Raw genomic sequence first — 23,360 nt, 5'->3', positions numbered from 1 at the left:
GCCCTACCCCGAGAACCCGAACGAACTCAGCGACCGTGAATGGGCCGAATTCCTGTTCTACCGCGACAACACCAAGGGCGCCTTCGCCGAGCGCTGGCTGCACAGCACCGGGTGCCGGCAGTGGTTCAACGTGCTCCGCGACACCGTCACCTACGACATCCAGGCCGTCTACCCGATGGGCGCACCCCGCCCCGGCACCAGCACCTCCCCTACCAGCACCACCGCCCCGGAAGGAGCAACCAAGTGACGTCCCAGAACGCCCGACTCGCCGCCGGCGGCCGCATCGACCGCACCATCTCCTGGCGTTTCACCGTGGACGGCGAGGAATTCACGGGCCACCCCGGCGACACCCTCGCCTCGGCCCTGCTCGCCAACGGCCGGATCAGCGCCGGCAACTCGCTCTACGAGGACCGCCCCCGCGGCATCCTGTCCGCCGGGGTGGAGGAACCCAACGCCCTGGTCCGGGTGGAACCCCGTTTCCCGGGCCACGTGGCCGAGTCCATGCTGCCCGCCACCACCGTCACACTGGTGGACGGCCTCCAAGCGCAGTGGCTCAACGGCCTGGGCCGCCTCGATCCGGCCGATGACCGGGCCGAATACGACAAGAAGTACGTCCACACCGACGTCCTGGTGGTCGGCGGCGGTCCCGCCGGGCTGGCCGCCGCCCGCGAGGCAGCCCGCACCGGGGCACGCGTGATCCTGATGGATGACCAGCCCGAGCTCGGCGGCTCGCTCCTGTCCGGCCCGGCCGCTCCGGACGTGGCCGAAACCATCGAAGGCAAGCCGGCGCTGGAATGGGTCGCGGACGTCGAGGCCGAGCTCATCTCCGGCGCCGAAACCACGGTCCTGAACCGCACCACGGCCTTCGGCGCCTACGACGCGAACTACGTCATCGCCGTGCAGAACCGCACGGACCACCTCTCCAGCCCGGYCGCCCCCGGGGTCTCCCGGCAGCGCATCTGGCACGTCCGCGCCGCGCAGGTGGTGCTGGCCCCCGGCGCCCACGAGCGCCCGCTGGTCTTCGAGAACAACGACCGGCCCGGCATCATGCTCGCCTCCGCCGTCCGCAGCTACCTGAACCGGTATGCCGTGGCGGCGGGGACTCGGGTGGTCATCGGCACCACCAACGACAGCGCCTACGCCCTGGCCGCCGACCTGCGCGCCGCGGGCGTCAAGGTTGCCGCCGTCGTCGACGCCCGGTCCCGGCTGAGCGACGTCGCCGCGGCGGCCGCCGAATCCGGCACCCGGGTGCTGATCGGCAGCGCCGTCGCCGACACCGGCACGGACCCCGCCACGGGCACCGGCCGGCTGGCCACCGTCACGGTCCGCAGCATCAACGACGACGGCGAGCTCACCTCCGGCATCGAGGAGATCGCCTGCGACCTGCTGGCCGTCTCCGGCGGCTGGAGCCCGCTGGTCCACCTCCACTCCCAGCGGCAGGGCAAACTGCGCTGGGACGAGGACCTCGCGGCCTTCGTTCCCAGCACCGTGGTTCCGGCCCAGCAGACCATCGGCTCGGGACGCGGCAGCTTCGAACTGGCCGACTGCCTCGCCGAGGGCGTCTCCGCCGGCGCCGCGGCCGCCATCGCCGCCGGCTTCGACTCCCCCATCGTGCCCGCTACGCTGCGCGAGCCGCAGGCTTCCGCCCCGACCCGCCAGCTGTGGCTGGTCCCCGGCCAGGCCGGCACGGCCGACGACTGGCACCACCACTTTGTGGACTTCCAGCGGGACCAGAGCGTGGCCGACGTGCTGCGCTCCACCGGGGCCGGCCTGCGGTCCGTGGAACACATCAAGCGCTACACCTCCATCAGCACCGCCAATGACCAGGGCAAGACCTCCGGTGTCAACGCGATCGGCGTGATCGCCGCAGCCCTCCGCCAGGCCGGCGAAGCGTCCAGGGGAATCGGCGACATCGGCACCACCACCTACCGGGCCCCTTTCACGCCGGTGGCCTTCGYGGCCCTGGCCGGACGCCASCGCGGGGAACTGTTCGACCCAGCCCGCAAGACCTCCATCCACTCGTGGCACGTCGCCCAGGGCGCTTTGTTCGAGGACGTCGGGCAGTGGAAGCGCCCCTGGTACTACCCGCAGGCCGGCGAGGATATGGACACGGCCGTCCTGCGCGAGTGCGCCGCCGTCCGGGAATCCGTGGGCTTTATGGACGCCACCACGCTCGGAAAGATCGAGATCCGCGGCAAGGACGCCGGGGAGTTCCTTAACCGGGTCTACACCAACGCGTTCAAGAAACTGGCGCCGGGATCGGCCCGCTACGGGGTGATGTGCATGGCCGACGGCATGATTTTCGACGACGGMGTGACCCTGCGCCTCGACGAGGACCGGTACTTCATGACCACCACGACGGGCGGCGCCGCGAAGGTGCTCGACTGGCTGGAGGAGTGGCTGCAGACCGAATGGCCTGACCTGGATGTGCACTGCACCTCGGTGACCGAACAGTGGACCACCATCGCCGTCGTCGGGCCCAAATCCCGGGCGGTGCTCGCGAAGGTGGCGCCCGGGCTGGCCGCCGGGGGCGGACTGGACGCCGAGGCTTTCCCGTTCATGACCTTCCGCGAAACCACCCTCGCCTCCGGCGTGCAGGCACGGGTCTGCCGGATCTCCTTCTCCGGCGAACTGGCCTACGAAATCAACGTCCCGGCCTGGTACGGGCTCAACACGTGGGAGGCCGTCGCGGCCGCGGGCGCCGAGTTCGGCATCACCCCGTACGGCACCGAAACCATGCACGTGCTCCGGGCCGAGAAGGGCTACCCGATCGTGGGCCAGGACACCGACGGCACCGTCACCCCGCAGGACGCCGGGATGGAGTGGGTGGTCTCCAAGGCCAAGGACTTCATCGGCAAACGCTCCTACGCCCGGGCCGATGCGCAGCGGCAGGACCGCAAGCACCTGGTCAGCGTCCTTCCGGTGGACAAGTCCCTGCGGCTCCCGGAGGGCACCCAGCTGGTCGAACAGGGAATCAGCACGAATCCCGCGTTCGGTCCGGTCCCGATGCAGGGATTCGTGACCTCGAGCTACCACAGCGCCGCGCTGGGCAGGTCGTTCGCGTTGGCGCTGATCAAGAACGGCCGCAACCGCATCGGCGAGACCCTTGTGGCCGCCGCGGGCGACCAGCTGGTGGACGTCGTCGTCGCCGAAACCGTACTTTTTGACTCCGAAGGGACCCGCAAAGATGGCTAACACAGCAGCACTCACCGGCAGCAACGCGCTCCGGGAARTCCGGCGCAGCCCCGCCTCCAGCCTGGCCGCCGCCCTGGACGCCGGCTCCATCGCCGGCACCGTGGCGCTCCGGGAACTTCCGTTCCAGACCATGGCCGGGGTCCGCGTCGCCCCGCACACCGCGGATGCCGCACGGATCGCCGCCATCACCGGCGGGCTGCCGGCCGGCTGCGGCGACGTCGCCGGCAACCTGCCCGTCCAGGTCCTGTGGCTCGGGCCGTCCGAGTTCCTGGTGGTCGCCCCGGAAGAGACCGCCCTGGACGGCGGCCTCGTCGGCTCCCTCACCGCGGCCCTGGGCGATGCCCCGGGCCAGGTGGTGGACCTCTCCGCGAACCGCACCACGTTCGAGCTCTCCGGTCCGCGGGCCCGGGCGGTGCTGGAAAAGGGCTGCGCCCTGGACCTGCACCCGCGCGCCTTCACCCCCGGGACCGCCCTGGCCACGGAGGTCGGCAACATCCCGGTGGTGCTGCTGAAGACCGCCGAGGACAGCTTCCGGCTCTTCCCCCGCGCGTCCTTCGCGGACTTCCTGGGCCGCTGGCTGCTGGACGCCATGAGGGAGTTCGCTTCCCCCGAGGTGCCCTGATGGCCCTCAGCGTCCTGGACCTGTTTTCCGTTGGCATCGGGCCGTCGTCTTCGCACACGGTCGGCCCGATGCGGGCGGCGAAGCTGTTCGCGGACGGCCTCAAGGGCGACGGCCAGCTCAGCGCGACGGCCCGCGTTCAGGCCGAGCTGTTCGGCTCGCTCGGTGCCACCGGGCRCGGCCACGGTTCGGACAAGGCCGTGGTGCTGGGGCTGCAGGGCCTGGACCCGGAGACCGTGGACACCGCCACGGCGGACGACCAGGTGGCCGCCGCGGCCCTGGACGCCGAACTCCGGATCGGCGGGGACCACCGGGTGGACTTCAACTGGGACGAGGACGTGGTCCTGCACCGCCGCAAGTCCCTGCCGGCCCACCCGAACGGCATGACGTTCCGGGCCCTGGACCACACCGGGGCGGTGCTCAGCGAACGGAGCTTCTATTCCGTTGGGGGCGGCTTCGTCGTGGACGGCGACGCCGACGGTGCGGACAAGGTGGTCCCGGATGACACCGTGCTGCCGTATCCCTTCACGACGGCGGACGAACTCCTGGCGGTGTGCCGGCGGGAGGGCATGTCCATCTCCGAGGTGATGCTTGCCAACGAGCTCGTCTGGCACAGCGAGGCCGAGGTCCGGCAGAAGCTGCTGGCCCTCTGGGTGGTCATGCGGGAGTGCGTGGACAACGGCTGCGCCGCGGAAGGCATCCTTCCCGGCGGGCTGAACGTCCCGCGCCGTGCGCCATCGCTCTTCCGGACCCTGACGGCGGACACCGGCACCACGGATCCGCTCCGGGCCATGGAATGGGTGAACCTCTTTGCGCTGGCCGTGAATGAGGAAAACGCGGCCGGCGGCCGGATCGTTACCGCCCCGACCAACGGCGCGGCCGGCATTGTTCCCGCGGTGCTGCACTACTACGCCAAGTTCGTCCCGGGGGCGGACGACGACGGTGTGGTCCGGTTCCTGCTGGCGGCGGCCGCCGTCGGGATCCTGTTTAAGATCAACGCCTCCATCTCCGGCGCGGAAGTGGGCTGCCAGGGCGAAGTGGGATCCGCCTGCTCGATGGCCGCCGCCGGGCTCTGCGAGGTGCTCGGCGGCACCCCGGAACAGGTGGAAAACGCCGCGGAAGTCGGGATTGAACACAACCTGGGCCTGACCTGCGACCCCGTGGGCGGCCTGGTGCAGATCCCCTGCATCGAACGGAACGCGATCGCCAGCGTGAAGGCCATCAATGCCGCCAGGCTGGCGCTGCACGGCGACGGCAGCCACAAGGTATCGCTGGACAAAGCCATCAAAACCATGCGCGAGACAGGAGCGGACATGAAGACCAAATACAAGGAGACCTCCCGCGGGGGCCTCGCCGTCAACGTGATCGAGTGCTGACCCATGACCGCCATCCAGACTGAACCGTTCCGGGCCGGGGCCGCCACCGCCGTTGAGCATGTCCTGACGCTGGACTGCCCGGAGACGCCAGGCATTGTGCACGCCGTCTCCGGCTTCCTGCTCGAACACGGCTGCGACATCATCGACAACAAACAGTTCGGTGAGCGCTCCGAGGGGCACTTCTTTATGCGCGTGCACTTCGCGTCCGACGGCGATGCCTCCACCGCCGCTGCCCTGCGGACCGCTTTCGCCCCCATGGCGGAGCGGTTCGGGATGAGCTGGCGGCTGGAGCCACAGGGATCCAAGCGCCGGGTGCTGATCATGGTCTCCAAGTTCGGGCACTGCCTCAACGACCTGTTGTTCCGGGCCCGGATCGGCGAACTCCCCGTGGACGTGGTGGCCGTGGTCTCCAACCACACGGACCATCAGGCGCTGGTGGAATGGCACGGCATCCCGTTCTTCCATGTCCCTGTCACCGCCGCCACCAAACCGGAGGCGGAGGGCCGGCTGCTGGAGCTCATCGACCACTTCGACGTCGAGCTGGTGGTCCTGGCCCGCTACATGCAGGTCCTCAGCGACGCCCTCACCCGGAAGCTGGACGGGCGGGCCATCAACATCCACCACTCGTTCCTGCCCAGCTTCAAGGGCGCCAAGCCGTACCACCAGGCCTACGCCCGCGGCGTGAAGACCGTCGGGGCCACCGCGCACTACGTCAACGCGGAGCTGGACGAGGGGCCCATCATCTCCCAGCAGGTGGTGGAGGTGGACCACACCTACGGGCCGGAGGACCTCGTTGCGGCCGGCCGGGACACGGAGTGCAAGGCGCTCAGCAACGCCGTGCGCTGGCACTGCGAGGGCCGGGTAATCCTGCAGGGCAACAGGACGGTAGTGCTCCGGTAGCTCCGCCCGGCCGGCCGGACCGCACCGGGTCCGGCCGGCCACTTTTCCCGGCGGCACGCGTCCTGCATGCCGGGACGGCTGCACTTTCGTAGACTCTATGGAGATTCGACATGTCTCCGCTATGGCGGCATGCCCGCCACAGGAAGAGCCATCGATGAAGATTGTCGTCCTAGTCAAGGAAGTCCCGGACACGTACGGGGACCGAAAACTGAGCCTCGAGACCGGCCTCGCAGACCGCGGCGCCAGCGACGCGGTCATCGACGAGATCGGTGAGCGGGCCCTGGAACTGGCGCTSACSTACGCCGACGCKMACGMSRGCACCGASGTCGCKGTCCTCTCSCTCGCWCCCGAGGGYGCCACGGCRACCATCCGCAAGGGCCTGGCCATGGGCGCCGGCAGCGCCACCCATGTCACGGACGAGGCACTCCGGGGCGCGGATCTGGGGCTCACCGCCGAGACCCTCGCCGCTGCCCTCCGCCGCATCGGATTCGACCTGGTGGTCACCGGCAACGTCTCCACCGACGGATCCGGCGGCATGATCCCCGCAATGCTGGCCGAACTGCTGGACGTGCCGCTCGCCTCCGGCCTGAGCGCCGTGGAGATCGGCGACGGCACCGTGTCCGGGACCCGGCCCGTCGACTCCGGGGTGCAGCAGGTTTCGACGTCCTTGCCCGCGGTCATTTCCATCACCGAGGCGCTTCCCGGCCCCCGCTTCCCGAACTTCAAGGGCATCATGGCCGCGAAGAAGAAGCCCCTCGAAGTCCTCACCCTGGCCGATCTGGGCGTCACCGCCGACAACCCGGACGCGGCGCGATCGATCATGCTGGCTGTCGCGGAAAAGCCCCCGCACACCGCGGGCGTCAAGATCACCGACGACGGCGACGCCGGCGAGAAACTCGCCGACTTCCTGATCGAAAACCGCCTGGCGTAAGGAGCACGGACATGACTGATTTCCCGAGTGATGCAATCCTCGTTGTCGTCGAAGCCGGGCCTTCCGGTGAACTGGAGAAGGCGGCCCCCGGACTCCTGGGCGCAGCCGCGTCGGTCGGCACACCGGTTGCCCTGGTCCTGGCCGCGCCCGGTACCGGGGGCGCTGCCGCCGCCGAAGCCGCGGGCCTCGGCGCCGCGCACGTCCTGATCGCTGAGACCCCGGACCCTGCCGCCCTGGGGACGCCGGCCGTGGACGCGCTGGCCGCCGCCGTGGAGCGGACGGCCCCGGATGCCATCCTGATCTCGCATTCCCTGAACGGACGTGACCTGGCCGGCCGGTACGCCGCCCGCACCCGTGCCGCCGTGTCGGCCGACGCCGTCGGGGTGGCCCGGGACGAGGAGGGCGTGGTGGCGCATCATTCGGTCTATGGCGGCGCCTACAACGTAACGTCCACGGCCACGTTCGGGGCGCCGGTCATCACGGTCCGGCAGGGTGCGATCGACGCACGTGCCACGGCCCAGCCGCCGGCGTCGGAGACCCTGGAGGTGCCGGCCTCCGGGAAGCCGTCCGCCCGCATTGACTCGTTCGAGGAAGCGGTCGCCGCCACGTCACGGCCCGAACTGCGCGGGGCCGCGAAGGTGGTTGCCGGCGGCCGCGGCCTCGGCTCGGTGGAGCAGTTCGCCCTCGTGGAGCAGCTGGCCGACACCCTGGGCGCCGCGATCGGAGCCTCGCGGGCCGCGGTGGACGCGGGTTACATCCCCCAGGCGCACCAGGTGGGGCAGACCGGGGTTTCGGTGTCCTCGCAGCTCTACATTGCGCTCGGGATTTCGGGTGCGATCCAGCACCGGGCCGGCATGCAGACCGCGAAGACGATCGTCGCCATCAACAAGGACCCTGACGCCCCCATCTTCGACATCGCCGACTACGGCGTGGTGGGCGACCTCTTCAAGGTGGTCCCCCAGCTGATCAGCGCCCTCGAGGCCCGGAAGAAGTAGCGATGGCAACCCAGTCCCGGTCCCTCCGGCGGGGCCTGCCGCGCGTGCCGGGCGGCGAGCCCTGGCCGCCCGCCGGCGAAGCGCCCGCACGTCTGGCCGCAGCCCCTGCTGCGGTCCCCAACACGTCAGCGGCGACGACGGCAGCGGCAGCGGCCGTTCCCGCGCCTGAAGCCTCCGGATTTGAGGCCCCCGCGGTCGCGCCGTCAATTGGCGCAGGCGGATCAAGGCAGCTGCGCCGCGGCTTGCCCCGTGTGCCGGGCGGCGAGGCCTGGCCGCCGGCCGGTGACGTACCGGTAGGGAGTCCGGCCCGGCCCTCAGCACCGGCGGAACCGGCGGCCGCCGAGTCGGCCGCTGCGGCCAGTGCCCCGGAGCCTACGCCTGCCCCCGCCGCCCCACTCCAAACGAACGAGGCGGCGACGTCCTCAGCTGCCCCGGCTGCAGCGACGGCGGGAGCCGGCCAGCTTCGCCGCGGACTTCCGCGTGTGCCAGGCGGAGAGCCGTGGCCGCCCGCCGGACCCGCGCCGGCACCGGCCGTCGCTCCCGCGGCCCAGGCCGCGCCGGGGGCCGCGCCGACAGCTGAGCCGGCACCCCAGCCGGTACCTGAGCCGCCGGTCAAAGCGGCGGCGGCAGCCCCCGCCCCGCCGTCGCCAGTCACGCCGACGCCCGAGGTTTCTCCGGCCGCACCCGCGGCACAGGCCGCTCCCTCGGCCATGCGCCTAAACCCGCGCCGCAAGAACCAGCGCCCCAAAAACCAGCGCCACCGAAGGCCGAGGCCCGGCTTTACGGCTCCCGCACCCTGGGTCAGTGGATCAAACTCGTGGTGTTCCTCGCGGCCGGAGCCGTGGCCGCCGCGGGGATTCTGGTGCTGGCCGCCCGCGGCGTGACCACCCTGCCCGGCGTCCCGGCGTTCCTCGAAAGGTACCCGGGCGAGTACCGGCTGCCGGACGCCGCCGAACCGGGCTTCCCGTGGTGGGCGCAGTGGGCGCACTTCCTGAACATCTTCCTGATGGTGCTCATCATCCGTTCGGGCTACCAGGTGCGAACCCAGCAGAAACCGCCCGCGTTCTGGACCCCGAAACGCGGCGGCAAGAAAATCAGCATCACGTTGTGGCTGCACCAGTCGCTGGACATCATCTGGCTGGCCAACGGGCTGATTTTCGCGGTGCTGCTCTTCGCGTCCGGGCACTGGATGCGGATTGTGCCGACCAGCTGGGAGGTGTTCCCCAACGCGGCGTCAGCGCTCCTGCAGTACATGACCCTGGACTGGCCGGTGGAGAACGGGTGGGTCAATTACAACAGCCTGCAGCAGCTGATGTACTTCATCGTGGTGTTCATCGCGGCCCCGCTCGCCGCTGTCACGGGCGCCCGGATGAGCGAATTCTGGCCGAAGAACGCCAAGACGCTGAACCGGGTCTACCCCGTGGAGGTCGCCCGGGCCCTGCACTTCCCCACCATGCTGTTCTTTGTCCTGTTCATCCTCATCCACGTCTTCCTAGTGTTCGCGACCGGTGCCCTGCGCAACCTGAACCACATGTTCGCCGGTACCGACGCCGTGAACTGGACCGGGTTCTGGCTGTTCGCGGCGGCCATCGCCGTCACGGCGGCCGGTTGGTACGCCGCCCGCCCGATCGTGCTCGCGCCCCTTGCCAGGCTGTTCGGCAAGGTGAGCAGCCGCTGAGGCCGTTGCCGTTGATGCCGTAATACAGAATTGCCTGAATACATCCGCAGCTGTACTTTGAAGGCATGGAAACCCTCACCCATGCCCCGGTCCTGGCGCGGTTCGGCTTCGCCGTCTCGGACCCCACCCGGGCACGGATCCTGCTGGCCCTCGCGGACGCACCGGCCTACCCATCCGGCCTGGCCGATGCCCTGGACGTGTCCCGGCAAAGCATCTCCAACCATCTGACGTGCCTTCGCGGCTGCGGCCTCGTGGTTGCTGTTCCGGACGGCCGGCGTAGCCGGTACGAGCTCGCCGACGCACGGCTGGGGCATGCGATCGGCGATCTGCTGGGAGTGGTGCTGGCCGTGGACCCGACCTGCTGCGCACCCGACGAGTCGTGGAGCCAGGCATGAGCGGGCACAGCCACGACCACGGCGCGGCGGCGGCCGGCAACCGGCGGAAACTGATTCTGGTCTTCGCCATCACCTTCACGGTGATGATCGCGGAGATCGTGGGCTCCTTCCTCACGGGCAGCCTCGCGCTCCTGGCCGACGCCGGTCACATGTTCACCGACTCCACCGGGCTCCTGATCGCCCTGATCGCCGCCTCGCTGGCCCTGAAGCCGGCCACCACCAAGCGGACCTGGGGCTACAAGCGGGCCGAGATCATCGCCGCGGCCGGGCAGGCCGCCCTGCTGCTCGGGGTCGGCGCGTTCGTCATTGTCGAGGGCATCCGCCGCCTCATCGAGCCACCCGAGGTGGGCGGCTCCACCATGCTCTGGTTCGGGATCATCGGCCTGGCCGGCAACGCCGTCGGCCTTGTTGTCCTGGCGTCAGGACGGCACCACAACTTCAACATGAAGGCCGCGTTCCTTGAGGTGCTCAATGACGCCCTCGGGTCGGTGGCCGTCATTGCGGCGGCAATCATCATTGCCGTCACCGGCTGGGTCCAGGCCGACGCCGTCGTGTCCCTCCTGATCGGCGTCCTGATCATCCCGCGCACCCTGAAACTGCTGCGGGACACCGTTAACGTGCTGATGGAAAATGCCCCGCAAGGGCTCGACATGGCCCAGGTCCGCGAGCACATCCTGGCCGTGCCGCACGTGATCGACGTCCACGACCTCCATGCCTCCCTGGTGGCCTCCGGCACCGCCGTCCTGTCCGCGCACGTCACCGTGGAGGACACCTGCATGACCGACGGCCACGCCGCGACCATCCTGGCGGACCTGCAGCATTGCGTGGCCAAACACTTCGACGTCAGCGTCGAACACTCCACCTTCCAGATCGAACCGGCGGCCCACCGCGACCAGGAAAGCATCCACCACTGATGGCACACCCCTCCACCGCCCCGGCGGACCCCGCGAAAAAGGTCCGTCTGGTCCTCTGGATCCTCCTTGGGATCATCGTCGCGGGAGGCCTGGTCTGGTACGCGGTCTTCAGCGCGACCAAACCGGCCCCGCCCGCCGCGCAGCCGGCCGCCGACGCGCAGCTGGTCCGCGACGACAGCCACCGCGTCACCGCCCCGGCCGCAGAGAAGGCCCAGCTGGTGGAGTTCCTGGACTTCGAGTGTGAATCCTGCCTGGCCGCCTACCCGTTGGTGGAAGAGCTGAAGAAGGACTTCGGGGACCGGATCACGTTCGTCAACCGCTACTTCCCGCTGCCCGGGCACCGGAACTCCGGAACCGCGGCTCTGGCCGTGGAAGCCGCCGCCCAACAGGGTAAGTACGGGCAGATGTACGCCAAAATGTTCGACACCCAGACGCAGTGGGGCGGGAAGCAGGACTCGCAGGCGCCCCTGTTCCGCACCTACGCCCGGGACCTTGGACTCGATCTGGCCAAGTACGACGCCGYGGTGGCGGACAACAACACCGCCGACCGGATCCGCAAGGACGTCGCGGACGGCCGCTCCCTGGGAGTGACCGGAACGCCGACGTTCTTCCTCAACGGCAAGATGCTGACGCTCAACAGCGAGGCGGACTTCCGCCAGCAGCTCGCCGACGCCGCCAAGTAAACCGCGCTGCTAGGGCCGGGCGGGCACCTGGTCGCGGCGGCGCTTCAGGGTAGCGGCCTCGGCGGAGTTGCCGGCCAGTGCGATGGCCTGGTCATACGCCAGGCGGGCCTCCAGGCCGCGGCCCAGCCGCCGCAGCAGCTCGGCACGGGTGGCATGGAACGCGTGGTAGCCGGACAGCTCGTTTTCCAGGCGGTCAACGGCGGCCAGCGCCACCCCCGGGCCGTCCATTTCGGCGACGGCGACGGCCCGGTTCAGGGCGATGACCGGCGACGGGTCGCGGGCCACCAGCCGGTCGTAGAGGGCCACGATCTGTGACCAGTCGGTGTCGCGGACATCCCGGGCCGAGGTGTGCACGGCATTGATCGCGGCAAGGATCTGGTACGGACCCGGCTCCGTCCCGGCCGCCATGGTCTCCCGGACCAGGCCACGGCCCTCGGCGATCAGGCCCGCGTCCCACGCGAACCGGTCCTGCTCATCGAGGGTGACCAGCTCGCCGCTGGCCGAAATCCGTGCGGTCCGGCGGGCCTCCGTGAGGAGCATCAGGGCCAGCAGGCCGGCCACCTCGCCGTCGTCGGGCAGCAGGGCGCGGACCAGGCGGGTGAGCCGGATCGCCTCGGCGGTCAGGTCGGCACGGACGGGATCGGACTCGGGGCCTGAGGCCAGATAGCCCTCGTTGAAGATCAGGTACAGCACGGACAGCACCCCGGAGACACGCTCCGAGAGGTCCGTTACCGACGGTACGCGGTACGGGATGCGGGCGGCTTTAATCTTGGCCTTCGCCCGGGTGATCCGCTGCGCCATTGCGGCCTCCTGGACAAGGAAGGCGCGCGCAATTTCCGGGACGGTCAGGCCGCCGAGCATCCGCAGGGTCAGCGCCACGCGGGTCTGCATGGCCAGCGCGGGGTGGCAGCACGTGAAGATCAGCCGGAGCCGGTCGTCGTCGATGGCGCCGGTGGGCTCAGGCGGGTGGTCGTCGAACACCAACTGGGCCTCCTGATGTTTGCTGTCGCGTTTGTTTTCGCGCCGGATCCGGTCAATGGCTTTGCGTTTGGCCGTGGTGGTCAGCCACGCGCCGGGGTTGCCGGGGACGCCGTCGGACGGCCACCGCTCCACAGCGGTCGCGAATGCCTCGGCCGTAGCCTCCTCGGCGAGGTCAAGATCGCCGAACCGCCGCGCCAGTGCGGCCACGATCCGCCCCCACTCCCCGCGGTAGGCCTCGTTGATCGCTCCTCCGACGTCACTTCCACTCACAGGAACGGGCGCACCTCGACCTTGCGGTTGCACGCCTTCGACCCCTCGGTTGCCAGTTGCAGTGCGGCGTCGAGGTCGGGCGCTTCGATGATCCAGAAACCGGCAAGGTATTCCTTCGACTCCACAAACGGGCCGTCCGTTACCACCGGCGCCTTGCCGCGGTTGTCGATGACGGTGGCGGTGTCGGGGAAACCGAGGCCCCCGGCGAAGACCCAGTGCCCGTCGGCCTGGAGCCGGTCGTTGAACACGTCGATGGCAGCCATCTCATCCGACGGGGCGAGCTCACGCTGGTTGTGAATGACGGAAAGCAAAAACTGCATGGCAACTCGTCTCCTACGGTTCGGGGCGCCCCTCCTGGGCGGCCGCTCACCATTGCTACGAACAACTCTGCACCGATCCGACAAAAATTGTGCGGATATCCGACGACGGCGGTGTCCGGCTTTGGGTGCTCTACCTAGCCCAGTCCTCGTCCCCGAACGCCCGGCCGCGGAAGTGCGCGCGGAGGTACTCCCCGACGACGGCGGCGCCCAGGTCCCCGGCGTCGGGGGCCACGACGCGGCCGTCGATCCGCCGGGCCATCCGGGCCACGAAACGCTCCAGGCCGGGGTCGCTTCCCAGACGGAAGAACGTCGCCTGGGTGCCGGCGCGGCCCAGCCGGTCCAACTCGGCCACCGTCACGCGGATGGTCTCAGGGTCCGGCGGCCAGTTGAACCAGGATTCGCCGTCGGCCTCCAGGTGCGCGGTGGGTTCGCCGTCGGTCACCACCAGCAGGACCGGCTGCATTGCCGGGTGCTGGCGGAAGAACCGGCCGGCCAGCTGGAGCCCGTGGTGCAGGTTGGTGCCCTGTTCGCGGAGCGCCGGCAGGGCCGTGAGTTYGCCGATGTCCATGGACCGGGCGTAGCGGCCGAAGCTGATCAGCTGCAGCCGGTCGCCGCGGAACCGGGTGGACACGAGGTGGTGCAGTGCCAGCGCGGTGCGTTTCATCGGCACCCAGCGCCCCTCCGCGGCCATCGAAAACGACACATCCACCAGCAACGCGACGGCGGCCTGCGTGCGGGCCTCAGTTTCGGTGACCTCGATGTCGTCCACGGCCAGGCGCAGCCCGTGGCGCGGGTCGCCGCCGTCGGCAATGGTCCGGCGGATGGCGTTGGTGATGGTCCGGGTGACATCCCAGGGCTCCGCATCGCCGAACTCCCACGGCCGGCTGGACCCGGTCTGCTCCCCCGCGGCACCGGCAACCCGGGTGTCGCGGCGGCCCTGCCGGCCGGAGAGCTGCTTGGCGGTATCCCGCAGCAACGACCTCCCCAGCCGCCGCATGGCCTGCGGGGAGAGGCTCAGGTCGCCGTCGGCACCGCGCCGCAGGAAACCCCCGTCGTGCATGGCCTTCTCGATCTCCGCGAGCGTCCGGGCGGAGACGGCCGCGTCCTGCCCCAGCTGGCGGGAGAGCGCATCGAGGTCCAGGTCATCCAGCCGGGAGCCGTTGTAGGACTGGGAAAGCYGCTCGGCGAGTTCGTCCAGTTCGGCGAGGTCCTGCAGCACGCCGGTCCCGTCGCCGAGGCCCAGCCCTTCCTCGCCGTTGAACTGTTCGGAGCCGGACCAGTCCTCGCCGGGGCGCAACGCCTGCAGGTTGGCGTCGAGTTGGCCCAGCTGTGCCATAAGCTCCGGTGAGCCGAAGGCCTGGGCGGAAAGCTGCATCAGTTCCTCGCGCTGCTCGGCGGACATGGAGCGCAGCATCCGCTGGGCGGCGGCCGAGCGCTGGGCGAGCGCGTCGATCAGCTCCTCGACCGACTGCGGGTTTTCCGGGAAGAACTGGCCGTGCTTGGCCATGAAGTCCTGGAAGTCGGCCTCCGTGTCCTCGCCGCGGCGGTGCGTGTCGAGCAGTTCGTTGAGGTCGGCCAGCATTTCGGCGACGGCGGCGCGGTCCTCCTCGGTGGCGCCTTCAAGGGCCTGCTTCATGCCGGCGAACCGCTGGTCCAGGACCTCGCGGCCCAGCAGGTCCTTGATCTGTTCGTAGGCTTTCCGGGCGGTGCTGGACTGCCAGTCGTAGGAGGAGAGTTCGTTGACGGCCGCCGCGGTGGACTTGGGCAGGTTCTGCAGCTGCATCTCGCGGAAGGCGCGGTCCGTGTTGTCCATCCGGACGTCGCGGGCCAGTTGCTTGCGCTCCTCCAGCACCGCGGTCTCCAGCAGCTTCTGGACCTCGTTTAGCGTGCCGTCCAGCTTGTGCCGGCCCAGCAGGTCCTGGCGGCGCTGCTGCACCCGGCCGGCGAGTTCATCGAGCCCTTCCCGGTTGCGGCCGCCGCGGCGCAGGTATTCCTGCAGGGCGTGCCGCGGCGAGTAGCCGGCCATCACGTCCTCGGCGACGGCGTCCAGCGCCTCCGCCAGGTCCACCGGCGGCGCGAGCGGATCGGGCCCGCCCGCGTACCGGCTGTAGCGGGACCGGTGGTGAACGCTCATGGCGGCCTCCTTAGCCTTGGCGGAGTTACCCGTAAATGGTGGCCTCGTCGTCGGAGTCCTTGGCGATCCGGCGGGCGAGGTAGAGGCCTTCGAGGGCCAGTTCGACGGCGGCGGCGCGCTGCCCGTCGTTCTCCGCGCCCAGGCGCTCACCGATCTCGTCGTACAGGCTCGAGCCGTCGAGGGACGGGAGGCCCGCCAGGAACTCCTTGGCCGTGACCAGTTCCCCGGTGGTGACCGTGGTGTGGCCGTCCAGTGCGGCGACGAGGCCGCCCATGTCGAGGCCGTGGAAGTGCGCCCGGACGGCCTCGGCGGTGGCCATCCGCAGCAGGTGGTCCAGGATGTCCTGTTCCCGGCCCTCCTCACCGGATTCGAACTCGATCTTCCCGGCCAGGACTTCCACCGCGGCCTCGAGGTCGATGATCCGGGCCACGGCTTCGTCCTCGCCGCGCACGCTGGCCCGGCGCAGGGCAGCGGCGGCGACCGTTTCGGCGCCGGCGATCGCGAACCGTGCGGACACCCCGGAGGTCTGGTTGATCGCCGGGGACTCTCGGAGCGCCCGGGTGTAGCGGGCCAGGATCTCCAGGATGACGGGCGGGACGCCGGCCACCAGATGGCCCTCCTGCCGGATGACGGCTACCTCGTCCTCGAGCTCGATCGGGTAGTGGGTGCGGATTTCGGCGCCGAAGCGGTCCCGCAGGGGCGTGATGATCCGGCCGCGGTTGGTGTAGTCCTCCGGGTTGGCGGACGCGACCACCAGGACGTCCAGCGGCAGGCGCAGCACGTAGCCGCGGATCTGGATGTCGCGTTCCTCCATGACGTTGAGCATGGAGACCTGGATCCGCTCGGCGAGGTCGGGGAGTTCGTTGATGGCGATGATGCCGCGGTTGGAGCGTGGGACCAGGCCGTAGTGGATGGTTTCCGGGTCGCCCAGGCGGCGGCCCTCGGCCACCCGCATGGGATCGACGTCGCCGATCAGGTCCGCGACGGAGGTGTCCGGCGTCGCGAGCTTCTCGACGTAGCGTTCGGAGCGGTGCCGCCACGCCACCCGCAGCCGGTCCCCTTCGGTGAGGGCCAGGGCGCGGGAGTGCTCGGTGATGGGTTCGTAGGGGTGTTCGTTCAATTCCGAGTCCTCGATCACCGGTGACCACTCGTCCAGCAGCCCGGCCAGGGTGCGCAGCAGCCGGGTCTTGCCCTGCCCGCGTTCGCCGAGGAGGACGACGTCGTGCCCGGCCAGCAGGGCGCGTTCGAGCTGGGGCAGGACGGTCCGGCTGAAGCCGTACATCCCGGGCCAGGGGTCGCGGCCGGCGGCGAGCGCGGCCAGCAGGTTGTCGCGGATCTCGCGGCGCAGGTCCTTGTGGACGTGGCCGGAGGCGCGCAGTTCACCAACAGTGAAGATTTCGGGGCGATCACTCACTCCTCCACCGTAGACCTGTACCCGGCGGGGAATCGAGGGATTTGGTGAGATTCCTGCGCATCCGGACGCCTGGCGCAATAGGCTGGATGCTGATGGCTACAGCACCCGCAGACGAATCAGCTTCTCCTCCCGCGCCCGCACGCCCCGGCACCCTGCTGCTGCTGGTGCGCCATGGCCAGACGCCGACGACGGGCTCAGTCCTCCCCGGCCGCGCGCCGGGGCTGCACCTCTCCGACCGCGGCCGCGAGCAGGCCGAACGGGTCGCGGACCGGCTCGCCGGTTTGCCGGTAGATGCCCTTTATTCCTCGCCGCTGGAGCGCGCCTGCGAGACGGCGGAGCCGACGGCGGCGCGCACCGGACTGCCGGTGAAGCACGACGACGGGCTGCTGGAGTGCGATTTCGGCGGCTGGACCGGCTCCGCGATCGCGGACCTCGCGGCGCTGCCGGAGTGGCAGACCGTGCAGCACAGCCCGTCCCAGTTCCGCTTCCCGGACGGCGAGAGCTTCCCGGAGATGCAGTCCCGGATTGTCGGGGCGATGGAGGCCCTGTGCGCGGCCCACGCCGGCGGTGTGGTGGTGTGCTTCTCGCATGCCGACCCCATCAAGGCCGCGGTGGCCCATGCCCTGGGCACGCCGCTGGATCTGTTCCAGCGGATCATGATCAGCCCGGGCTCGGTCTCAGCCATCACGTTTGTGGAGGGCCAGGATCCCGCGGTGCACATGGTGAATTCGACGGCGGAACCGCTCAGCGGGCTGCGGGGATCCTGACGTGGCTTCCGTGGCGGGAGGGTCCGGGTCCGGTCGGGAACTGACCCTGCTCACCGAGGGCAGCATCGAGCTGCTTGGCCTCATTCCGCGCAGCAGCAACCAGACGTTCCTGGTCCAGGTCAGCTGCGGCGAGGACGAGGGGTACGCGGTCTACAAGCCGGAGGCCGGCGAACGGCCGCTCTCCGATTTCGAGCCGGGGCTCTACAAACGCGAGCGCGCCGCCTACCTCCTCAGCGAATCGCTGGGCTGGGGCTTCGTCCCGCCGACGGTGATCCGCGAGGATGCTCCGCTGGGCGTCGGGTCGCTGCAGTGGTTCATCGACTGCGACTTCCAGCAGCACTACTTCACCCTGTTCGAGGACGCCCCCGAGACCCACGCAGAACTGGCCCGGATCGCCCTATACGACTTCGTCGCCAACAACACCGACCGCAAGAGCGGCCACGTCCTCCGCGGCGACGACGGACGGATCTGGGGCATCGACCACGGGCTGTGCTTCTCCGCAGCCTTCAAGCTCCGCACCGTGATCTGGGACTTCGCCGGCGAACCCATCCCCGAAGCGCTGCTTTCGGACATTGCACCTTTAGCTGAGTCCGTGCCCGCCGAGCTGGCGGAACTGCTCGACGACGACGAAGTCACCGCCCTGCAGCGCCGCGCTAAGCGGATGCTGGTCGCTGGGTCCCTGCCGGTGGACCGGACGGGCATGCGGTATCCGTGGCCGCTGGTTTAAGGGCACGCTCGAGTTAGGTGCCGAAAACGGAGCGGTTGGAAACGACGTAGGCGAAGACGCTGCCCCGAGGTCGTCCACGAATTAGGCGAGGCCGAAGCCGCCCGTGATTTCGCCGACGTTTGCGAAGGCTGGTGAACGTCCATTCGGGCGGTTAAGTCAGGAATGCGTAACAGAATCGATTGTTATGGCGAAGACYAGCTACCGGACCCGGCGTCCCTGCGCCGCACACAACGGCGCACAGGCCCCGCCCATAGCCAGCAACAACATGCACTAGCGCCGCTTCCGTTGACTGCCGCTCAGTGCTGTAAACGCATGTGATCCGAGCGGTGTCGGCTCACGACCGAGGGGGGGTCGCGACGAGGTTCAGATAGAACTCCTATGTCGGAAGATATCCGATGGGCTGTTGGCTCCATCCAAGCAAGCGAACTCGGCTCGACCGATGGAGAGGACGGACGTTGTCCGAATAAAGGTTGAGCCTTCATCTGCAACATTTTGATCGACGCCGAAGGGGGCACGAGGAGCATGGAAGTGCACCTTTTCGGCTCCGACAGGACAGAGCAATGGAAAAGGAGAACAACGATAACGAATCAGCGGCTGAGGAAGGAGACAACGTAGCCACGTGCCCCGCGCCTCTTGGCTGAGGTGGCGTCAAGGGTGCTCTCTACGCGTGGATCGAAGAAACCATGACTCTCCTCACATAACAAGGCAGAAACAACGGGCACGTCTGGACTGCATGTGAAGTACAGTGTGAAGTATGGCGGACTACCTCTCAAACAATCCCTTCACGGGAGAGCCCGTGACAGAGACTCAGTTGACGACTGCGCCTCTAATTCTTGTTATTAGCCAGATTCGCTGGCCCCAAATAACGACAATGACGGGGGACATCAGCGATGTCGCGACTTCTTTCGGTCGTGCAGTCGCGCATGAGTACCCAATAAACAATCAGCACAAAGAGGTGCAATATCAGCTATCTCCGCAAGGCATTTCTCAGTCCCAGGGCGATGATATATATGAGTGGACGAGCACTGATGGGGACTGGAGTGTTCTCATCTCCCAGCGCTTCCTGACACTTCAGACAAGGAATTACACTAACCGACAGGATTTCTTCACACGGATGGAGTCCGCCCTGAAGAGTCTTCTGTCTATCGTAGAAATTCCAGTAATCGAAAGAATTGGATTCCGATACACTAATCGCATTTCGAAAACGGAAGACTTTGCTCGTCTTAGCGACTTGGTTGAAATACCAGCCCTTGGTTCCTCGGACTTTGGCGAATCAGTCGAAATGGTTCACACGCTAACCGAGGCAGTGTACAAAATCGACGAATCGCATCTGCGAGTCCGGTCGGCCCAACTACCGAAAGGGGCCACCATTGATCCGGTCATACCGCCGGTTGACGTGAAAAGCTGGTTACTAGATCTGGATGCATCGTCCGAGGCGAGAATTCCACTGGATCCAGTTCACAGCGTGGCTAAAGCGACAGAATTGGCCTCCCTGGCATACGCGTACTTCAGATGGGCCGTCAAGCCCGAATTCTTGGATCATTTTGGAGCCAATCGATGATGACTCAATTGGCGGCGGCCGAAAGCCCCGCTCAGCACCGCAATGAAAAGACTTATACTGAATCCAACTGGCCCGTGCAGAACCTCGGTGTTGGCTTAATTGCCCTCATGATGACGACCACAGGTGTCCCAGCTACACCTGTGCTCGATTCACAAATCATCTGCGAAGGTTTCACTGGAACCTGGCTCAGCAATGAGCGATCTGCTCGGCTGTCCGATCTATCGGCACTGGCCTCTTCCATCGCTTTCTCGACCGTTGTGGAGGGAGCGCCAAACGAATCACAGCGCCCGAGCACTGCCGAATCAGTGCGAAGACTCCACGCGGACTCTGGTCTCACTTGGGAACAACTTGCGCGTATTTTCGGTGTCTCTCGAAGGGCCGTCCACCACTGGGCCAGCGGGGGGCGAATGAATGCCCTCAACGAGGAACAATTGAGCGAGATGCAGGACGTAATCAGCCGACTTCCCAGCGGCAGTCCGGCAGAACGTCGTTCACTTATCCTTGCAACTCCCTCTGAAGGACCCAGCATCTTTGAAAAGCTCAAATCTCGGCAACCGCATTCGGCAATTCTGCAGGTCGCTGCTTACACCCCGGACCGGCTCATCGGCTGACTTGAGTAGCGGCGATGTGGCGGTCCCGTCATACGCGGATGATGGGACCGCTCAAGACGACGCGACCGTTGCAGCATGTCGTGTGCTCCGCCAAGGCGATGTGCTGGACTTCTATTCTTTGCCGATCGTCGGCGCAGACGCATTGGGGGAAGTTGCTTGTCCGCACGGCGTCGCTATCATCACTCAAACATGTGATCTCGTGCAACCCTCCAAGCCATACACCGTGGTCGCCCCGGTGGTGGAATTGGACGCGAACAAGAGTGGCATGGCTAAGAGCGGACGCATGCCCCAATACGTCCATCTTTCTGGCCTCAGCCAGGATAGCTACTTCGTTGATCTGGCACATTGCTCCACCGTGACCAAATCATCGTTGGCCCAGCGCGGGCGCCTATCATCCGGGGTAAACCCCGCCGATGCCCTCGCCGTAAGCAAATTCGCTGCCCAGGTAGGTCGGAAATTCAGTAGATTCCCCTTCCCTGATGACGTGCAGCCTTGGTTTCGGCCGCTACAGGAGAAGATCACGAAGGGGCATGGCAAGGAGTCTTCCCTGGGGCAAATCCTCCGAAAGACGGTCGATTTGAGGATTCAGTCCAACGACTGGAACTCAACCGGGATGCACCTGACTATCCACGTAATCGTGCCGTCTTCTCTCGTTCCTTCGCTGGAGGACATGGATCAGGGCGAGGCATCTCCTGAGCTCATGAACCAGCTGCGGCAAAACGGCGTACTGATCGAAGACGTGGCAAAGATTGCCGACAGACTGATGGCCCCCCAATCCAAAAAGGGGCCCGCGTACTCGGCTCCAGACAAGCACATGCTGTGGTCGGCTTTTGCGGAAGCTTTGGCTGAGGCGTGTAAGCCAAAGGAACGTGACCTACGGCCCGAAATTGCAGAAGCTGTAGCCTCGGTCACTGGCCAGCTATCCACGGATGAGGAGTTCAGCCTCTACCTTTACCTCAGGACAGAGAGCCTTGACTTGGAACATCTCTCGCCCCCAGCACCGTTGGCGAACTAAGCGATCGGCGCTATGGGAGTCCCTTTCGACGCGCCACCTCACCCCTCTGACTTCCATTCGCTCTGACACGCACTGAGCTTTTTGGCCTACACGCTAAACCCCCGCCACCGGCGCCGCAAATTGGGCCTCGTACCGCGCCGCGTACGCCCCGCCGGCCTCCAGCAGTGAAGCATGGTTCCTCTGCTCCACGGTCTGTCCGGCTTCCATCACCAGGATGAGGTCGGCGTCGCGGATGGTGGAGAGCCGGTGGGCGATAACGAACGACGTCCGGTCGCTCCTCAAAGCGCTCATCGCCTTCTGAACCAGCACCTCGGTGCGGGTGTCTACCGAAGACGTCGCCTCGTCGAGGATCAGCACCGACGGCCGGGCCAGGAACGGCCGGGCGATGGTCAGGAGCTGCTTCTCCCCCGCGGAGACGTTCCCGCCCTCGTCGTCGAGCACGGTGTCGTAACCCTGCGGCAACGACTTGACGAACCGGTCCACGTACGTGGCCTTCGCCGCCTCCAAGATCTCCGCCTCCGACGCACCGGGCCGGCCGTAGGCGATGTTGTCCCGGATGGTCCCGCCGAACAGCCAGGTGTCCTGCAGCACCATCCCCATCCGCGAGCCCCGCTGAAGCAGCCCTACCTCCTCAGCAGCCCCTCCACCTGGTCGCCGATGAACGGGCCGTTACGGTCCATCCAGTAGCGCCGCGTGACGTCGATGGCCACCCGAGTGTCCATCGACTGGATGCCCGGCAGCGCACCGATGTCACCCGTAATGAAGTCGGCCAGGCTCCCTGGATCCCGGAAGACACCATGGAACACCACGGGCGCCTGGCCGGTGACCATCGTGACCATACGGGCCGACTCATGGCCGCCCAGCTGGTCCAGCACATGCGAGATCGACTTCGGTTTGACCTGCAAGGACACCACCGCGGTGAGGGGGAAGCCCACAGCGGACGGTTCGACCTCCACCCGGGGTGAAATCGCCCCCGTACCCAGCAGCATCTGGATCGCACGGTACGCGGAAGAGCTGCTCACGTTTAGGGTCCGGGCCACCTCGGCGGCGGACGCCCGGGCGTTGCGGCCCAGCTCGGCCATGGTGCCAAATTCCAGGTCAGAAAGTTCATCGATGGAGCTTAGGGGCGGCAGGTTGACCGGAACCACATGCGCGGCCAACGCGTCGTTCTGGTCCGCCGTCAGCCGCTGGATCCGCCAGCTCTGGCCCACCCGCCGCGAATCGAGGATGAGCCGGCTTTCCACCGACCTGATCCCTGGCAGCGAGGGGATCTGGTTGCTGAGGAGATCGTTCATGTCCGTTCCCAGCAGCGGGAAAACGTCGGCGTAGATGTCGCCGGTCCCGGAGGTGGTGATGACGAACTGCACTTCGGGGAACGCCTTGAGCTGCTCCGCCACCTTGGCCGACCGCCCCGGTTCACAGCAGATCCAGAGCTGCTGCGGGTTCCCCGAAAGGATCAGCGGCCACGCGTACCGGCCGATCACCTTCATCAGCCGCTCGTTCTGCAGCCGGTTCAGCCGGCGGGTGATGGTGCTCGTCGGCACACCCAGGATCTCGGCCAGAGCGTTGGCCGGGACCCTGGGGGCGATCTGCAGGGCCGCGATGATGTCGAGGTCCGTCTCGTCGATGAGTGGAATGGTGGCCTCCGCCGGTCCGTGGTGGTGCTGCTGTGTTGACTCAAGACTACCGCCAAACGACGGATTCGGTAGGTGAAAAAACCATTCATCTAAACTTTTCTGAATGATTTTTCCATGAACCCTTGCTGCGCCACACGATCTACCCTAGGTTTGTAACTTGAGAGCTGGATCACTCTCTGAAGGCGCCGGCGGCCAGGCCGTGGTCCGCGCCGATCCTCCGCATCGTGAAGAACACGT

21 protein-coding genes and 1 pseudogene are annotated in these 23,360 nt (G+C 67.6%); 16 read left to right on the top strand and 6 right to left on the bottom strand.

Annotated features, from left to right (window positions below; all coding sequences use genetic code 11):
* From AC1DHD_RS03980 to AC1DHD_RS03930, 11 genes are all read left to right on the top strand, one after another.
* A partial coding sequence (locus AC1DHD_RS03980; protein WP_476878449.1) for a sarcosine oxidase subunit delta occupies nucleotides 1-247 on the top strand: 247 nt, incomplete at its 5' end.
* Nucleotides 244-3,195, top strand: a complete 2,952-nt coding sequence (locus AC1DHD_RS03975) for a sarcosine oxidase subunit alpha family protein (protein WP_476878448.1) — start codon at nucleotides 244-246, stop codon at nucleotides 3,193-3,195. The genes AC1DHD_RS03980 and AC1DHD_RS03975, both read left to right, overlap by 4 nt.
* Nucleotides 3,188-3,817 carry a sarcosine oxidase subunit gamma gene (locus AC1DHD_RS03970; RefSeq protein ID WP_476878447.1) on the top strand — a complete coding sequence of 210 codons (630 nt, stop codon included), beginning with the start codon at nucleotides 3,188-3,190 and terminating at the stop codon, nucleotides 3,815-3,817. The genes AC1DHD_RS03975 and AC1DHD_RS03970 overlap by 8 nt, the downstream gene beginning before the upstream one ends.
* A complete protein-coding gene (locus tag AC1DHD_RS03965; protein WP_476878446.1) occupies nucleotides 3,817-5,190 on the top strand; it encodes an L-serine ammonia-lyase in 1,374 nt (457 codons plus the stop codon). Before AC1DHD_RS03970 ends, AC1DHD_RS03965 begins: the two co-directional genes overlap by 1 nt.
* Nucleotides 5,191-5,193: 3 nt before the next feature.
* Nucleotides 5,194-6,090, top strand: a complete 897-nt coding sequence (gene purU, locus AC1DHD_RS03960) for a formyltetrahydrofolate deformylase (RefSeq protein WP_476878445.1) — start codon at nucleotides 5,194-5,196, stop codon at nucleotides 6,088-6,090.
* Nucleotides 6,091-6,244: 154 nt separating this feature from the next.
* The gene (locus AC1DHD_RS03955) at nucleotides 6,245-7,021 is read left to right on the top strand and encodes an electron transfer flavoprotein subunit beta/FixA family protein (protein ID WP_476878444.1); all 777 of its coding nucleotides are present in this window, start codon (nucleotides 6,245-6,247) and stop codon (nucleotides 7,019-7,021) included.
* 11 nt (nucleotides 7,022-7,032) lie between these two features.
* Nucleotides 7,033-8,016, top strand: a complete 984-nt coding sequence (locus tag AC1DHD_RS03950) for an electron transfer flavoprotein subunit alpha/FixB family protein (protein ID WP_476878443.1) — start codon at nucleotides 7,033-7,035, stop codon at nucleotides 8,014-8,016.
* A gap of 817 nt (nucleotides 8,017-8,833) precedes the next feature.
* Nucleotides 8,834-9,694 carry a cytochrome b/b6 domain-containing protein gene (locus tag AC1DHD_RS03945; protein WP_476878442.1) on the top strand — a complete coding sequence of 287 codons (861 nt, stop codon included), beginning with the start codon at nucleotides 8,834-8,836 and terminating at the stop codon, nucleotides 9,692-9,694.
* A gap of 65 nt (nucleotides 9,695-9,759) precedes the next feature.
* Nucleotides 9,760-10,089 carry an ArsR/SmtB family transcription factor gene (locus AC1DHD_RS03940; RefSeq protein ID WP_476878441.1) on the top strand — a complete coding sequence of 110 codons (330 nt, stop codon included), beginning with the start codon at nucleotides 9,760-9,762 and terminating at the stop codon, nucleotides 10,087-10,089.
* Entirely contained in the window at nucleotides 10,086-11,003 is a 918-nt protein-coding gene (locus tag AC1DHD_RS03935; RefSeq protein WP_476878440.1) for a cation diffusion facilitator family transporter, read from the top strand. The genes AC1DHD_RS03940 and AC1DHD_RS03935 overlap by 4 nt, the downstream gene beginning before the upstream one ends.
* A complete protein-coding gene (locus tag AC1DHD_RS03930; protein ID WP_476878439.1) occupies nucleotides 11,003-11,686 on the top strand; it encodes a DsbA family protein in 684 nt (227 codons plus the stop codon). The genes AC1DHD_RS03935 and AC1DHD_RS03930 overlap by 1 nt, the downstream gene beginning before the upstream one ends.
* Nucleotides 11,687-11,695: 9 nt before the next feature.
* Here the strand turns inward: AC1DHD_RS03930 and AC1DHD_RS03925 are convergent, their stop codons facing one another.
* The 4 genes from AC1DHD_RS03925 to AC1DHD_RS03910 all read right to left on the bottom strand — a co-directional run bounded on the left by AC1DHD_RS03925 (nucleotide 11,696) and on the right by AC1DHD_RS03910 (nucleotide 16,805).
* A complete protein-coding gene (locus tag AC1DHD_RS03925) occupies nucleotides 11,696-12,937 on the bottom strand; it encodes an RNA polymerase sigma factor (RefSeq protein WP_476878438.1) in 1,242 nt (413 codons plus the stop codon).
* Nucleotides 12,934-13,257 carry a YciI family protein gene (locus AC1DHD_RS03920; RefSeq protein ID WP_476878437.1) on the bottom strand — a complete coding sequence of 108 codons (324 nt, stop codon included), beginning with the start codon at nucleotides 13,255-13,257 and terminating at the stop codon, nucleotides 12,934-12,936. The genes AC1DHD_RS03925 and AC1DHD_RS03920 overlap by 4 nt, the downstream gene beginning before the upstream one ends.
* A 130-nt stretch (nucleotides 13,258-13,387) precedes the next feature.
* A complete protein-coding gene (locus AC1DHD_RS03915) occupies nucleotides 13,388-15,391 on the bottom strand; it encodes a vWA domain-containing protein (RefSeq protein ID WP_476878436.1) in 2,004 nt (667 codons plus the stop codon).
* 25 nt (nucleotides 15,392-15,416) lie between these two features.
* On the bottom strand, nucleotides 15,417-16,805 hold the full coding sequence (locus tag AC1DHD_RS03910; protein WP_476878435.1) for a sigma 54-interacting transcriptional regulator: 1,389 nt from the start codon (nucleotides 16,803-16,805) through the stop codon (nucleotides 15,417-15,419).
* Between the two features lie 92 nt (nucleotides 16,806-16,897).
* Here AC1DHD_RS03910 and AC1DHD_RS03905 point away from each other — a divergent pair, with 92 nt between their 5' ends.
* From AC1DHD_RS03905 to AC1DHD_RS03885, 5 genes are all read left to right on the top strand, one after another.
* Nucleotides 16,898-17,572, top strand: a complete 675-nt coding sequence (locus AC1DHD_RS03905) for an MSMEG_4193 family putative phosphomutase (RefSeq protein ID WP_476878434.1) — start codon at nucleotides 16,898-16,900, stop codon at nucleotides 17,570-17,572.
* A gap of 1 nt (nucleotide 17,573) precedes the next feature.
* Nucleotides 17,574-18,299 (top strand): SCO1664 family protein, encoded by a 726-nt coding sequence (locus AC1DHD_RS03900; RefSeq protein WP_476878433.1) that lies wholly within the window; start codon nucleotides 17,574-17,576, stop codon nucleotides 18,297-18,299.
* 754 nt (nucleotides 18,300-19,053) lie between these two features.
* On the top strand, nucleotides 19,054-19,860 hold the full coding sequence (locus AC1DHD_RS03895; RefSeq protein ID WP_476878432.1) for a TIGR04255 family protein: 807 nt from the start codon (nucleotides 19,054-19,056) through the stop codon (nucleotides 19,858-19,860).
* The gene (locus tag AC1DHD_RS03890) at nucleotides 19,857-20,471 is read left to right on the top strand and encodes a hypothetical protein (RefSeq protein ID WP_476878431.1); all 615 of its coding nucleotides are present in this window, start codon (nucleotides 19,857-19,859) and stop codon (nucleotides 20,469-20,471) included. Before AC1DHD_RS03895 ends, AC1DHD_RS03890 begins: the two co-directional genes overlap by 4 nt.
* A 100-nt stretch (nucleotides 20,472-20,571) precedes the next feature.
* Nucleotides 20,572-21,486, top strand: coding sequence for a hypothetical protein (locus AC1DHD_RS03885; RefSeq protein ID WP_476878430.1), 915 nt, complete (start codon nucleotides 20,572-20,574; stop codon nucleotides 21,484-21,486).
* 93 nt (nucleotides 21,487-21,579) lie between these two features.
* Here the strand turns inward: AC1DHD_RS03885 and AC1DHD_RS03880 are convergent.
* Together AC1DHD_RS03880 and AC1DHD_RS03875 are read right to left on the bottom strand one after the other, a co-directional pair.
* Nucleotides 21,580-22,092 (bottom strand): annotated as a pseudogene (locus AC1DHD_RS03880) (ATP-binding cassette domain-containing protein); the annotation flags it as partial.
* Nucleotides 22,093-22,109: 17 nt separating this feature from the next.
* Nucleotides 22,110-23,114: an Lrp/AsnC family transcriptional regulator gene (locus AC1DHD_RS03875; protein ID WP_476878450.1), complete on the bottom strand. Its 1,005-nt coding sequence runs from the start codon at nucleotides 23,112-23,114 to the stop codon at nucleotides 22,110-22,112.
* Nucleotides 23,115-23,360: the final 246 nt, after the last annotated feature.

The organism is Arthrobacter sp. 05L45_2 (assembly GCF_056397525.1).
This window is presented reverse-complemented; position numbering and strand designations above follow the sequence as displayed.

Excerpts from the sequence above, each read along its gene's own strand:
- purU (WP_476878445.1), top strand. The coding sequence starts at position 5,194 with ATGACCGCCATCCAGACTGAACCGTTCCGGGCCGGGGCCGCCACCGCC.
- AC1DHD_RS03950 (WP_476878443.1), top strand. The coding sequence starts at position 7,033 with ATGACTGATTTCCCGAGTGATGCAATCCTCGTTGTCGTCGAAGCCGGG.
- AC1DHD_RS03940 (WP_476878441.1), top strand. The coding sequence starts at position 9,760 with ATGGAAACCCTCACCCATGCCCCGGTCCTGGCGCGGTTCGGCTTCGCC.
- AC1DHD_RS03935 (WP_476878440.1), top strand. The coding sequence starts at position 10,086 with ATGAGCGGGCACAGCCACGACCACGGCGCGGCGGCGGCCGGCAACCGG.
- AC1DHD_RS03920 (WP_476878437.1), bottom strand. The coding sequence starts at position 13,257 with ATGCAGTTTTTGCTTTCCGTCATTCACAACCAGCGTGAGCTCGCCCCG.
- AC1DHD_RS03905 (WP_476878434.1), top strand. The coding sequence starts at position 16,898 with ATGGCTACAGCACCCGCAGACGAATCAGCTTCTCCTCCCGCGCCCGCA.
- AC1DHD_RS03895 (WP_476878432.1), top strand. The coding sequence starts at position 19,054 with ATGGCGGACTACCTCTCAAACAATCCCTTCACGGGAGAGCCCGTGACA.
- AC1DHD_RS03890 (WP_476878431.1), top strand. The coding sequence starts at position 19,857 with ATGATGACTCAATTGGCGGCGGCCGAAAGCCCCGCTCAGCACCGCAAT.